Source organism: Rhizobium sp. Root1220, from assembly GCF_001426265.1.
Classification (GTDB): domain Bacteria; phylum Pseudomonadota; class Alphaproteobacteria; order Rhizobiales; family Rhizobiaceae; genus Rhizobium.
In genome coordinates this window covers 59,263-71,792 of sequence record NZ_LMDG01000032.1, presented here as the reverse complement: position 1 = coordinate 71,792, position 12,530 = coordinate 59,263, and the positions used below count along the sequence as shown (strand labels likewise).

The 12,530-nt window shown below is 62.7% G+C and carries 12 protein-coding genes; 1 reads left to right on the top strand and 11 read right to left on the bottom strand.

Annotation, left to right across the window (positions count from 1 at the left end; all coding sequences use genetic code 11):
- Positions 1–2: 2 nt before the first annotated feature.
- Positions 3–1,400, top strand: coding sequence for a dihydrolipoyl dehydrogenase (gene lpdA / locus ASC90_RS17460; RefSeq protein WP_056542872.1), 1,398 nt, complete (start codon positions 3–5; stop codon positions 1,398–1,400).
- A gap of 117 nt (positions 1,401–1,517) precedes the next feature.
- Here the strand turns inward: lpdA and mdcB are convergent, their stop codons facing one another.
- The 11 genes from mdcB to ASC90_RS17405 all read right to left on the bottom strand — a co-directional run bounded on the left by mdcB (position 1,518) and on the right by ASC90_RS17405 (position 12,431).
- Entirely contained in the window at positions 1,518–2,402 is an 885-nt protein-coding gene (gene mdcB, locus ASC90_RS17455) for a triphosphoribosyl-dephospho-CoA synthase MdcB (RefSeq protein WP_056542870.1), read from the bottom strand.
- A complete protein-coding gene (mdcG, locus tag ASC90_RS17450; RefSeq protein WP_056542868.1) occupies positions 2,399–3,079 on the bottom strand; it encodes a malonate decarboxylase holo-[acyl-carrier-protein] synthase in 681 nt (226 codons plus the stop codon). Before mdcG ends, mdcB begins: the two co-directional genes overlap by 4 nt.
- Positions 3,080–3,154: 75 nt before the next feature.
- Positions 3,155–4,018, bottom strand: a complete 864-nt coding sequence (locus ASC90_RS17445; RefSeq protein WP_056542865.1) for an MBL fold metallo-hydrolase — start codon at positions 4,016–4,018, stop codon at positions 3,155–3,157.
- Between the two features lie 73 nt (positions 4,019–4,091).
- Positions 4,092–4,886 carry an alpha/beta hydrolase gene (locus ASC90_RS17440; protein WP_056542864.1) on the bottom strand — a complete coding sequence of 265 codons (795 nt, stop codon included), beginning with the start codon at positions 4,884–4,886 and terminating at the stop codon, positions 4,092–4,094.
- Between the two features lie 464 nt (positions 4,887–5,350).
- The gene (mmsB, locus tag ASC90_RS17435; protein ID WP_056542862.1) at positions 5,351–6,226 is read right to left on the bottom strand and encodes a 3-hydroxyisobutyrate dehydrogenase; all 876 of its coding nucleotides are present in this window, start codon (positions 6,224–6,226) and stop codon (positions 5,351–5,353) included.
- 9 nt (positions 6,227–6,235) lie between these two features.
- A complete protein-coding gene (locus tag ASC90_RS17430; RefSeq protein ID WP_056542860.1) occupies positions 6,236–7,831 on the bottom strand; it encodes a GMC family oxidoreductase N-terminal domain-containing protein in 1,596 nt (531 codons plus the stop codon).
- A gap of 21 nt (positions 7,832–7,852) precedes the next feature.
- A complete protein-coding gene (locus tag ASC90_RS17425) occupies positions 7,853–8,842 on the bottom strand; it encodes a branched-chain amino acid ABC transporter permease (RefSeq protein ID WP_056542858.1) in 990 nt (329 codons plus the stop codon).
- A gap of 1 nt (position 8,843) precedes the next feature.
- Complete coding sequence (locus ASC90_RS17420) at positions 8,844–9,731, bottom strand: branched-chain amino acid ABC transporter permease (RefSeq protein WP_056542856.1); 888 nt, start codon at positions 9,729–9,731, stop codon at positions 8,844–8,846.
- Positions 9,732–9,735: 4 nt separating this feature from the next.
- Positions 9,736–10,437, bottom strand: a complete 702-nt coding sequence (locus ASC90_RS17415; protein ID WP_056542854.1) for an ABC transporter ATP-binding protein — start codon at positions 10,435–10,437, stop codon at positions 9,736–9,738.
- Positions 10,437–11,219, bottom strand: a complete 783-nt coding sequence (locus tag ASC90_RS17410) for an ABC transporter ATP-binding protein (protein ID WP_056542852.1) — start codon at positions 11,217–11,219, stop codon at positions 10,437–10,439. The genes ASC90_RS17415 and ASC90_RS17410 overlap by 1 nt, the downstream gene beginning before the upstream one ends.
- A 6-nt stretch (positions 11,220–11,225) precedes the next feature.
- The gene (locus tag ASC90_RS17405; protein ID WP_056542850.1) at positions 11,226–12,431 is read right to left on the bottom strand and encodes an ABC transporter substrate-binding protein; all 1,206 of its coding nucleotides are present in this window, start codon (positions 12,429–12,431) and stop codon (positions 11,226–11,228) included.
- Between the last annotated feature and the right edge of the window lie 99 nt (positions 12,432–12,530).

Below are 12,530 nucleotides of genomic sequence, written 5' to 3'. Positions count from 1 at the left end.
CCATGAAAGAGATCGTCTGCAAGCTTCTCGTTATCGGCGCTGGCCCGGGAGGCTACGTTTGCGCCATCCGCGCGGGGCAACTCGGTATCGATACCGTCATCATCGAAGCCGGCAAGCCGGGGGGGACCTGCCTCAATATCGGCTGCATCCCATCGAAGGCGCTGATCCACGCAGCCGAGGAATTCGACGCGGCACGGCGGATGCTCGCCGGCAAGAGCCCGCTGGGCATCCGCGTCGAGGGCGCCACGATAGACCTCGCGAAAACGATCGCCTGGAAGGACGGGATTGTCGGACGCCTGAACGGCGGGGTGTCGGCACTGCTGCAGAAGGCGAACGTCAAGATCGTCCATGGACGCGCGACCTTCCGCGATGGGAAGACCGTCGATGTGGAAACCGAAACCGGCATGCAGGTAATACGAGCCCAGACCGTGGTCATCGCGACCGGGTCCGAGCCGGTTGAGCTGGGCGCCCTGCCGTTCGGCGACCGTGTCATATCTTCCGCCGAGGCGCTCTCCCTGGCCGACCTGCCGAAAAGGCTTGCGGTCGTGGGCGGTGGATATATCGGTCTGGAACTCGGGACCGCCTTCGCCAAGCTGGGCTCCGAGGTAACCGTCATTGAGGCGATGTCGCAGATCCTGCCGCAGTATGACGCCGATCTCGTACGGCCGGTGCAGCGAAAGCTTGGCGAACTCGGTATCCGTGTTCTGACCGGCGCCAAGGCACGTGGGCTTTCGCCCGACGGCAGTGGGCTCCTCGTCGAGACCGCTGACGGGCAGGAACAGGCGATCTCCGCCGACCGGATCCTGGTCACCGTCGGCCGTCGGCCGAAGGTGGCGGGTTCGGGGCTCGAAGAGCTCGACCTTGACCGGTCGGGTCCCTACCTCAGGATCGATGATCAATGCCGCACGTCAATGAGGGGCGTCTACGCGATCGGCGATGTCACGGGCGAACCGATGCTTGCACACAAGGCGATGGCCCAGGGGGAAATGGTGGCCGAGATCGTCGCCGGACGCAAGCGCGCCTGGGACAAGCGCTGCATCCCGGCAATCTGCTTCACCGATCCGGAAATTGTCACGGCAGGCGTCTCCCCTGCGGAGGCGCGGACGCAGGGGTATGACATCCGCATTGGCCAATTCCCTTTCAGCGCCAACGGGCGCGCCATGACCATGCATGCCGAGGACGGCTTTGTCCGCGTCGTGGCTAGAGCCGACACCAATCTGGTCGTAGGTTTGCAGGCCGTCGCCAACGGCGCCTCCGAACTCTCCGCGGCCTTCGTACTGGCTATGGAAATGGGCGCACGGCTGGAAGACATCGCCGGCACGATCCACGCGCACCCGACCCGCAGCGAAGCCATCCAGGAAGCCGCCCTCAAGGCGCTTGGTCATGCACTGCATATCTGAGAAAGCCGACACAAGTGCCTGAAAGTGCCGCACGAAACGCCGCGAACGATACGCCCACCGTCGCGCGGCAACGCTACCGTCAGGCTTGCGCCATTGTCCGTAGGATCGTGCTCGCCATCAGCAAGACAGCCTTTCATAGGCTGCGACGAAAAGTGTCATGGCGAGGATATCCGCCGAACCGCCCGGGCTAAGCCGACGGTCGATGAAGCCGCGATGTACCGATCCGGCGCGCTCGCGCCAACCGGGCGCGCCGACACCGCCCTCATCAAGAAATTTTGCGGCGGCACGGCGTGCAAACCGAAGGCCGTGCGGACCACCGCGATGCAGCAGGTTCGTATCCTGCACCTCTGCAATGAGGGCAAAACACGCCTGCACGCGGGCCGCTTCGGCGTCTCCAGGGACATCGTCGGCGGCACGTCGAAGCGCGGGCAAGCCGGTTTTGTAAACACTGGGGAAACCCAGCGCCGCTTCCATGCGTGCACCACCGGCACCGAAACGACGGCGCGCTCGCTCGCCGTGACTGTGTAAAAGCACTGGTCCGTCGAGAATGTCGTTGCCCCACCGCTGAGAGACGATCTCCCCCAAGGACAACGCCGGATCGGCGCGGCCACTCGCCCTGACGCCGGCCGCTGCGCATAGCAGGCCCAGGCCGAATATGGCGCCGCGATGGGTGTTTATCCCCGATGTCGCCGCGAACATGGCCGCTTCGGCCTCCAGTCCGATCACCCTCAGACGCCCCATTCCACACCCTTCGGCACCCGCATCCGCCAAAGCGCGGAAATACGGCCTGATGGCAGCGGCGCTACGACGGAAGGTGTCAGCGTCCATGTCGTCATGACTGCCTGTATCAACGTGGCTGACGAGACCGGGCTTCGGCCATGTTTCCAGCTCGAGCAAAAGGCTCTGCGCAGCGCTCGCCGCGATCCCGAAATCGCGAACCGGCGCCGCTCTTACCTCTGATCGACGCGCCCATTGCGCGGCCAACGCCAGGATAGTCGTCATGATAGCATCTCTCCATGAATGAAAATGCTCGGGTCGAGCAACGCGGTACCGCTGGCCGTTTTCACCAGGACCTCGCGCGCACCGGCATGGAATTCCCGCCAGTTGACGGCTGCCCCGTCATAACGGATGAACTCTCCGTCCAGCCTCATAGGTGCCTTGGCCTCGAACCGAGCCAGGTCGGCGGCAAGGCGGCGTAGATCCGTGTTGCCGTGGACGTGAAGCAGGAGATCGAGATCGGAACGCTCCGTCTGGTAGTCGAGCCCGGTGAGCGCCGACCAGCCGAGGCTGCCGAGCACTCTTACTTCAAGGGAATACCGCCTCGCGAGCTTGTCGAGAGCGTTCAGCGTGGGCAGCCATCCACGCGGCGCCACCCGGCTGACGGATATCAACGAAGGCGGCGGCGCGACGGCGATGATATCATCGGGCTGCATGAGAAACGAAAGCCTTCTTTTGCCGGTGGCGGGCGGCAACGGCAGCCCCAGGGGCACGCCATCCGTTTCCCCAGGCATCGCGCGTCGGCTGATCAGCGGCCGCCCTTTTTCGACCCAGGGCGCTACGAGCGGATCCAAAGCCAGCTCGCCGCGTGCGGCGATGACCGCGTGCCACCGCTCCGGGCTGACGAAGGCCAGATCGTGGCGCCTCACCGGCCGGTCAACGTGTCTGGAGTGCACGGTCATGGAACCGCTCCGCGATTCTGTTGCCAGTTCATCGTCATTCTTGCTCCTGCGTCCGATCGTGGCGGCCTGCGGCGTTCAAGGCCGATCCTTTGCGGCATTCGCTCCGCGCCAAAGCGAACCGGGATTGGCGCGGTTGGGGTGTAGTTCGAGCATTGCGTCGTAGAGTTCGCGGGCCGTCGTCGTCGTTTCATCTAGGCGATTGAAATCGCGCAGGTACTGCCGCGTTTCGGCGATGCTGCGGGGATCGTCATCATTTTCCGGCAGCTTGTGGCCGGCAATGACGGCTGTGGGTTCCAGCGCATCGAGCCTGTCGAGTGCCGAGATCCACTCCAGGCGGCTCTGCGTGTCTGTTTCGGCAAGATAGGGGTGGATCCCGTTGTAAACGACATCGCCGGCCACGATCAGGCCTATGGAAGGAACATGCAGGCTTGTCGAATCGACTGTATCGGTCCGCCCTGCTTTCACGACCAGAAGTTCGTGCCCTTCGAGTTCCAGTCGATCGCCATCGAGTGGCTGTGCCGTTGTGAGCCGCTCGGGTATCTGGCCCGGGAGGCGTTTGCGCCAGAAGCCGTCGATCGATTCCGGCCGCAGTTGCGCGTGCATTGCCTTGACGACCTCGGGCGTCGCAAGTGCCTTCGCATGCGGGAAGCGCTGCAGAAGCGGCACAAGCCCGAAGAAGTGATCGCCATGGCCATGTGTGATGTAGATCGCGGTGAGGTTCTTGCCGCTGCCGACCACCCAGTCCACGAGGGTCTTTGATTGCTCGGTCGAGAGGAACGTATCGACAAGGACCGCGTCACGCTCACCGGCAATCAGGGTCGAGGAATTCGCAACCCAGGCCCATCGTTCCTGCCCGGGCGGCAGTTCGCTGCTTAACCCCTGGCGCTTCGATGTCAGGACATTCCAGGTCAGGGTCTTGTTGGTCTCGGCTAAGTGCATCGTCCTCTCCGCGGTGTCACTGGGTACGAAGGCGACTGCGTCAGTTCGACAGCCGCCCCATTCGTCGGCAAGCCTACTTCTGCATCTTTGCGGCGGCGGCTTCGACGTTGCGGGCAGCTTCCGTGATAACGGCAGCGACTTGTTTCGCATGTGACTCGTAGACCGAATGGCTGGCGCCCTTGACCACGGTAATCGGGCACTTGGCGCGTTCGTAGTACCAGCGCTCGAGATCGGGATTGATGATCTTGTCATCCCCGGCGACGACGCCCCAGCATGGCTTTGTCTTCCAGGCGGCAGCGGTCAGCGGCGTGCTGAATACCTCGGACGCGGCCAGCACCTGAGAACGCGACTCGAATACAGCCTGTTCGTGGGGCAGGTCGGGAGCGAACAGCTTGGGGAAGTCGACGGGGTTGAGATAGGTGTAGCCGTCCGGGGTCTTCTTGATGGCGCCTTCGGTCTTGCCAAGCACGCTCGGCGTCTTCTTGCCGAGTGAGCCCTCGTCTTCGCCGACGTCCGGCGCATGAGCAGCGACATAGACGAGACCGGTGACCTTGGGGTTCACGCCGGCTTGCGTGATGATCGAGCCACCGTAGCTATGGCCGACCAGGAGCGTCGGACCATCCTGGAGATCAAGAATTCGGTTGGCGGCGGCAACGTCATCGGCAAACGAGGTTTCAGGCTCCTGCACCATCGAGACATGGAAACCCTCCTTCACGAGGATATCATAGACGGGTTTCCAACCAGAGCCATCGACCCAAGCGCCGTGCACCAAGACGATATTCTTCACCGGTGCTGCATTCGCCGGGACGGCGAGCGCAGCGAAAGGGAGGGCGGCGGCGATGGCCAGGCAAGCTTTGAGGTGCTTCATATTCGCGGTTTCCTCTCTTGGCAGCATTGATGCGCGCTTGGCGTCGCAAGAGGCTGCAATACTCCGGGCATGGCGGCATCATGTCGGGGCGCCGGAGACCTCACGACCGAGAAAGGCATTGCAATCGGCACACGACCGCGTCGGCCACAATTTCAATGGGGCGCTTGACCGACGGGGTACTGGATCGCTATCGCCAGTCCCCTCAATCAACCGATTGTCAGCGAGGACTTGCTGGGAAAAATCTATCCGCAGCAGATCGAGATACAAAGCATACCTAAGTGTAGGTCGCGCCAGACCATCGCGTAGCCCGGAGACCACAGGCGCCTTTACCGTGGGATGCATCTCGCTATTCAGGTGTGTTGGAGTTAACCGGGCGGCCGAAGTTGCAGGCACCCCCGGCAACAGCCGGCGGCACGAAGCCTACTTGACGTCAGGCCTTCGCCCACCTTGGACTGGTGCGTGGCTCAACCGCGCAACATCTCGATGATGGCCGAGAAATCGCGCGCTCCATTGCCCTGTTTTTCAAAGAGGCCATAGAGCTGCGCGGCCTCGGCGCCGAGCGGCGTGGAGGCTCCGGCAGACAGTGCCGCCTCCTGCGAAAGCCGCAGGTCCTTCAGCATCAGCGCCGCGGCAAAGCCCGGCTTGTAGTCGTTGTTGGCCGGCGATCCCGGAACCGGACCGGGGACAGGGCAATAGCTGCTGATCGACCAGCACTGGCCCGAGGAGGTCGAGGCGACGTCGAACAGCGCCTGGTGCGAAAGGCCGAGCTTCTCGCCGAGCGCAAATGCTTCGCAGACCCCGATCATCGATATGCCAAGGATCATGTTGTTGCATATCTTGGCCGCCTGCCCCGCTCCCGCCTCCCCGCAATGGACGATCTTCTTGCCCATTGCTTCAAGGAACGGCTTTGCCTTTGCGAAGCTTTCGGCGGAGCCGCCGGCCATGAAGGTCAGGGTTCCCGCCGTCGCACCGCCGGTGCCTCCGGAGACCGGGGCATCGAGCGACAGGCAACTGGCCGCACTGGCCATCTCGTGGGCCTTGCGGGCGCTGTCGACATCGATCGTCGAGCAATCGACGACAAGCGTTCCGGCTGGGATCGCTCGAAGGATATCCGTCCAGGCGCTAAGCACATGCTTGCCCTGCGGCAGCATCGTGACGATAGCCTCGGCATCCGCGATCGCCTGGCTGATGTGGCTTGCCGGCTGCACGCCGTTCGCTTCAGCCGCCTGCAACATTGGCGCTGCGAGATCGAAGCCAGTGACCTGATGGCCCGCCTTAACCAGATTTGCGGCCATCGGCCCACCCATGTTGCCGAGGCCGATGAATGCGATCCTTGCCATGCCATTCTCCTATCTGTTGTCCGTCAGGATCATTGCCGCCGCCTTTTCGGCGATCATGATCGTCGGCGAATTGGTATTGCCCGATGTGATGGCGGGCATCACAGATGCGTCAGCGATCCGCAACTTTCCCAGCGCCCGGAATTTCAGCCGCGGGTCGACGACACTCTCGCGATCGCCGCCCATGCGGCAGGTGCCGACCGGGTGGAAGATCGTCGTGCCGATATCACGGGCGGCTGCCGCCAGCTCGGCATCCGTCTGCTGGCTCGGGCCCGGTTTGAATTCCTGGGGACGGAACCGCGCAAAGGACGGTTGCGCGACGATCCTTCGTGTCAGGCGTATCGAGCGGATAGCTATGTCGCGATCCCGTTCGGTCGAGAGGTAGCGCGGGCTGATCGTCGGCTGGGCGAAAAAATCGGGGCTGGCGATATGCACGGAGCCGCGGCTTTCCGGCCTCAGATTGCAGACACTGGCAGTGATCGCCGGAAAACGATGGACCGGCTCGCCGAACTTATCGAGCGACACCGGCTGGACGTGATATTGGAGGTCCGGCGTTTCCTTGTCCGGACCCGAACGCGTGAAGATGCCGAGCTGGCTCGGCGCCATCGCCATCGGGCCGGAGCGACGGACCAGATATTCAAGCCCGATCACCGCCTTTCCGATCAGCCTGCTTGCTTTCTCGTTCAAAGTCGGCACGCCGGTCACCTTGTAGGCAAGCCGCAGCTGAAGGTGATCCTGCAGATTTTCACCGATGCCCTTGACCTCCTTGACGACATCGACGCCCGCCCGCTGCAGGATATCGCCACGGCCGATGCCGGAAAGCTCCAGGATGTGAGGCGACCCGATCGAGCCGGCCGACAGGATGGTTTCCCTGGCTGCGTAGGCTCGCTTCGCCGCGCCGCCATGCTGAAACTCGACCCCCGCGACCGCCCCCTCCTCGATCAGAAGCCGGCGCACCTGCGCCTTTGTCAAAACCGTCAGGTTGCTGCGCTTTGCTGCCGGCCGAAGGAACGCCTTGGCGGTGTTCCAGCGAATACCGGAGCGCTGGTTGACGTCGAAATAGCCGGAACCCTCATTGTTGCCGCCGTTGAAGTCGGCGGTTTCGGGAATGCCCGCCTCCTTGGCGGCCGCCTGGAATGCGTCGAGTACCGCCCAGCGCACGCGCGCCTTCTCCACCCGCCATTCGCCGCCGGCGCCGTGCATCGCGGTCTCGCCGAGATAATGGTCCTCGGATTTGCGGAAATAGGGCAGCACTTCATCCCAGTTCCAGCCGGTGCAACCCATCTGCCGCCAGAGATCGTAATCCCGGGCCTGGCCGCGCATGTAGATCATGCCGTTGATCGACGAACTGCCACCAAGCACCTTGCCGCGGGGATAGCCCAGCGCGCGGCCGTTCAAGCCTTCTTCGGGCGCGGTCGTGAAGCACCAGTCCGTGCGCGGGTTGTTGATGCAATAGAGGTAGCCGACCGGAATGTGAATCCAGTGGTAGTTGTCGCTTCCACCGGCCTCGAGCAGCAGGACGCGGTTGCTGCGGTCTTCGGAAAGCCGGTTGGCGAGCACGCAGCCCGCACTCCCGGCACCGATGATGATGTAGTCGTAGCGGTCCATTCGATGCCATCCAGCCGCAGGTCAGCGGCGGTAAACGAAGCCCAGTTTCCGACCGATACGCGAGGCGTAGAATTCGCCGATAATACCGCGGCGGAAGATCAGCACGCAGACCATGAACACGACGCCGGTGATGATGGTAACCGGGAATTCCGAGGTCGCGAGATAGTTCTGCAGCACGACGACCAGACCTGCCCCGAACACCGGGCCGATCAGCGTACCGATACCACCGAGCAGTGTCATCAGGATCACCTCCCCGGACATCTGCCAGGCAACGTCGGTGAGTGTAGCGAACTGGAAGACCAGCGACTTCACCGCGCCGGCTAACCCGGCAAGGGCGGCCGACATCACGAACGCGCCGAGCTTGTAGCGCGCCACGGAATAGCCGAGCGAGATTGCTCGCTGTTCGTTCTCGCGAATCGACTTCAGGATCATGCCGAAGGGCGAATTGACGAAGCGCCAGATGATCAACAGGCCGATGATGAACACCGCCAGCACGAAGTAATACATGTTGATCGAGTTACCGAGATCGATGAAGCCGAACAGGTGGCCGCGCGGCACCGACTGGATACCGTCTTCGCCCTCGGTGAATTTGGCCTGCAGGCAGAAGAAGAAGAACATCTGCGCCAGCGCCAGCGTGATCATGGCGAAATAGATACCCTGACGGCGGATCGCGAAGAAACCCATGACGAGGCCGAGGAAAGCCGCGCCGGCAACGCCGATCAGGATGCCGAGTTCCGGCGGCACGCCCCACTCCTTCACCGTATAGGCGGTGAAATAGGCCGCTCCCCCGAAGAAGGTGGCATGGCCGAACGACAGCAGCCCGGTGTAGCCAAGCAGCAGATTGAAGGCGCAGGCAAAGAGCGCGAAGCAAAGCAGCTTCATCAGGAAAATCGGGTAGAAGAAGAACGGCGCCAGCAGGAGCAACAGCAGGCCGATGACAAGGAACCCGGCCTGGACCGACATTGCGGTGCGGCTCTTTTCAGCGCGGATCGTTTCGGTGATGTCCGTCATCTCACGCATCCCGGCCGAATAGGCCCGCGGGCCGGATGAGAAGCACGATCGCCATGATCACGAAGATCACGATGTTCGAGGCTTCCGGATAGAAGACCTTGGTCAGGCCTTCGGCGATGCCAAGCATGTAGCCGGTAATGATGGCGCCGAGGATCGAGCCCATACCGCCGACGACAACGACGGCAAAGACGACGATGATCATGTTCGAGCCCATCAGCGGCGACACCTGGTAGATCGGCGCGGCGAGCACGCCGGCGAAGGCGGCCAGCCCGGCCCCGAGCGCGTAGGTCATCGTCAGCAGCACCGGCACGTTGACGCCGAACGCCTGGACCAGAGTCGCGTTTTCCGTGGCTGCGCGAAGGTAAGCGCCGAGCTTGGTCTTCTCGATCAGCAGCCAGGTGCCGATGCAGACGACCAGCGACATGACGACGACCCATCCGCGATAGATCGGCAGAAACATGAAGCCGAGGTTGACCGCCCCGGTAAGGGCGGCGGGTTGCGCGTAAGGCTGGCCCGAAGAACCGTAGAGATAGCGGAATGTGCCCTCGACCGCGAGCGCAAGGCCGAAGGTGAAGAGCAGCCCGTAAAGCGGGTCGAGATCGTAGAGCCGCCGCAGAAACAGCCGCTCGACCACGGCGCCGGCGAGACCAACAATGATCGGCGCGAGGATCAGCGACGGCCAGTAGCCGATGCCGAGGTACGCAAGCAGCAGATAGGCGACGAAGGCGCCGAGCATGTATTGCGCCCCATGGGCGAAATTGATGACGCGCAGCAGGCCGAAGATGATGGCAAGGCCGAGGCTGAGCAGCGCGTAGAAGGAACCGTTGATCAGGCCGATCAGAAGCTGGCCCATGAACGCCTGCAGGGGAATGCCGAAGATCATTGTCATCAGATCACACTCCCAGAACCTTGTGCAGCGTATCCATTCGCTGCGGCAGTTCGCCGACGGGGAATTCCGACACCATCTTTCCGTGATCCATAAGATAGAAGCGATCGGCGATCCGGCTAGCGAAGCGGAAATTCTGTTCGACCAGCAGAATGGTCATGCCCCGTTCCTTGAGTTTTTTCAGGACTTCGCCGATCCGCTGGACGATGACCGGCGCCAGTCCCTCGGTCGGCTCGTCGAGGAGGAGCATGCGGACGCCCGTTCGCAGGATGCGAGCGATCGCCAGCATCTGCTGCTCGCCGCCCGAGAGCTTGGTGCCGGAGCTGTTGCGCCGCTCGTAGAGGTTCGGAAACAGCTCGTAGATCTCGTCGAGAGTCATGCCTCCCGCGGCAACAACGGGCGGCAGCGTCAGGTTCTCGGACACCGTAAGCGTCGAGAAGATGCCGCGCTCTTCCGGCACGAAGCCGATGCCGCGATGCGCCGTCTTGTGGAGCGGGACCTGCATCATGTCGGCACCGCCGAAACTTATCTTGCCCTTCCGGGCCCGGACGATACCGGTGATGGTGCGCAGCGTCGTCGTCTTGCCGACGCCGTTGCGGCCGAGGATGGTGATCGTCTCACCCTCGCCGACACGCATGTCGACGCCGTGCAGGATGTGGCTTTCGCCATACCAGGCATTCAGCCCCTGAACGTCCAGAAGTGCCGCCATCAGCCTTCCTCCGTGCCCATGTAGGCCTCGCGGACACGCGGATCGGCGCTGACCGTCGCATAGTCGCCTTCGGCCAGGATTTCGCCACGCTGGAGCACGGTAACATGCTGGCAGATATCGGCGACAACCGAAAGATTGTGCTCGACCATCAAGACGGCATGATCACGGGCGACATCTCGGATGATGGCCGAGACGACGCTGACATCTTCCTGCCCCATGCCGGCCATCGGCTCGTCAAGCAGCAGTACCTTGGGGTCGAGCGCCAGCGTGGTTGCAATCTCGAGCACACGCTTGCGGCCATAGGAGAGGTCGGCGGCGATCGCATCGCGTTCCTTCGACAATCCCACTTTCGCCAGCAGCTGCTCGGCGCGGTCGGTCAGCCGATCCAGCGCCGACATCGGCCGCCAGAACTGCGTCGACAGGTTGTTCGGCCGCTGCAGGGCGACGCGGACGTTGTCGATCACGGTGAGATGCGGAAAGACCGCCGAAATCTGGAAGGAGCGCACCAGTCCCATCCGCGCCACCTTGTCCGGCGACGTTTTGGTGATGTCGGTTCCCATCAGCGTAATCCTGCCCGATGTGGGCTGCAGGAACTTGGTAAGCAGGTTGAAAACCGTTGTCTTGCCGGCGCCGTTCGGGCCGATCAGCGCATGCACACATGCATCATGCACGTCGAGATCGACATCCTTGACAGCTGTAAAGCCGCCGAAATCCCGTCGAAGGCCGCGGGCGGAAAGCACCACCCGCGGCTTCGTCTGAATGTCTTGCGCAGTGACCGCCATGGTTGTCTACTTTACCAGATCGCAGCCGCTCTTGGCCGGATCGATATAGGCTTCCTTGCCGGGAATGGTCGCGAGAACATCGAAGTAGTCCCACGCCTCCTTGCTGTCGGCGGGCTTTTTCACCTGCAGCAGATACATGTCGTGGATCATGCGACCGTTCGGGCCGACGGTGCCGCCGCGCCCGAAGACGTCGTCGACCGGCATTGCATGCAGTTCCTTGGCAACGGCTTCGGTGTCGTCGGTACCGGCCTTCTGGATAGCTTTCAGATATTGCAGCACGGCCGAGTAGGTGCCGGCGTGGATCATGTTCGGCATCTTGCCGGTGCGGGCAAAGAACTTTTTGCCGAACTCGCGGCTCTCGTCGTCGCGGTTCCAGTAATAACCTTCCGTCAGCGTAAGGCCTTGCGCCGCCTCGAGCCCGAGACCGTGCACTTCTGCCAGCGTGAACAGCAATGCCGCCAGGCGCTGGCCGCCCTGGGTAATGCCGAATTCGGCCGCCTGCTTGATGGCGTTGGCGGTGTCGAGACCGGCATTGGCAAGGCCGATCACCTTGGCGCCGGAAGACTGGGCCTGCAGCAGGAAGGACGAGAAATCCTGGCTCGACAGCGGGTGGCGCACCGAACCGACGATGGTGCCGCCGTTCGCTTTGACGAAGTCGCTCGTCTGCTGCTCCAGCGAATAGCCGAAGGCGTAGTCGGCGGTCAGGAAGAACCAGGTATCGCCACCCTGCTTGACCAGCGCGCCGCCGGTGCCGACAGCAAGCGCATGCGTGTCGTAGGCCCAATGGAAGCCGTAGGGCGAGCAGGCCTTGCCGGTCAGATCCGTCGTCGCTGCACCGGTAACGATATCGATCTTCTTCTTTTCCTTGGCGACCGCCTGGACGGCGAGCGCCACCGACGAGGTCGTCAACTCCATGATCGCATCGACCTGTTCGGTGTCGTACCACTGCCGGGCGATGTTGGAAGCGATATCAGGCTTGTTCTGGTGGTCGGCATCGACGATCTCGACCGGCACACCCAGCACCTTGCCTCCAAAATCCTCGACCGCCATCTTGGCGGCCTCGACCGAAGACTTGCCGCCGAAGTCGGCATAGACGCCCGACTGGTCGTTCAGGATACCGATCTTCACCTTGTTGTCGGATGCGCCGTCAGCGAGCACCGCGGTGCTGCTTGCAAGCAGGAATGCCAGGGACGCAATGAGATTCTTACGCATATGTCTCTCCTCCCAGAGATTGGCAGAATGCAGATCTGTTCAAATTTGGCCAGCCGCTCTCCTCAAAGCGGCCAGTGCATGGCTTACGATCACGGAATT

Bases quoted from the DNA above. Each gene is read 5' to 3' on its own strand.
- lpdA (WP_056542872.1), top strand. From the start codon at position 3: ATGAAAGAGATCGTCTGCAAGCTTCTCGTTATCGGCGCTGGCCCGGGA.
- mdcB (WP_056542870.1), bottom strand. From the start codon at position 2,402: ATGACGACTATCCTGGCGTTGGCCGCGCAATGGGCGCGTCGATCAGAG.
- mdcG (WP_056542868.1), bottom strand. From the start codon at position 3,079: ATGACCGTGCACTCCAGACACGTTGACCGGCCGGTGAGGCGCCACGAT.
- ASC90_RS17445 (WP_056542865.1), bottom strand. From the start codon at position 4,018: ATGCACTTAGCCGAGACCAACAAGACCCTGACCTGGAATGTCCTGACA.
- ASC90_RS17440 (WP_056542864.1), bottom strand. From the start codon at position 4,886: ATGAAGCACCTCAAAGCTTGCCTGGCCATCGCCGCCGCCCTCCCTTTC.
- mmsB (WP_056542862.1), bottom strand. From the start codon at position 6,226: ATGGCAAGGATCGCATTCATCGGCCTCGGCAACATGGGTGGGCCGATG.
- ASC90_RS17430 (WP_056542860.1), bottom strand. From the start codon at position 7,831: ATGGACCGCTACGACTACATCATCATCGGTGCCGGGAGTGCGGGCTGC.
- ASC90_RS17425 (WP_056542858.1), bottom strand. From the start codon at position 8,842: ATGACGGACATCACCGAAACGATCCGCGCTGAAAAGAGCCGCACCGCA.
- ASC90_RS17420 (WP_056542856.1), bottom strand. From the start codon at position 9,731: ATGACAATGATCTTCGGCATTCCCCTGCAGGCGTTCATGGGCCAGCTT.
- ASC90_RS17415 (WP_056542854.1), bottom strand. From the start codon at position 10,437: ATGGCGGCACTTCTGGACGTTCAGGGGCTGAATGCCTGGTATGGCGAA.
- ASC90_RS17410 (WP_056542852.1), bottom strand. From the start codon at position 11,219: ATGGCGGTCACTGCGCAAGACATTCAGACGAAGCCGCGGGTGGTGCTT.
- ASC90_RS17405 (WP_056542850.1), bottom strand. From the start codon at position 12,431: ATGCGTAAGAATCTCATTGCGTCCCTGGCATTCCTGCTTGCAAGCAGC.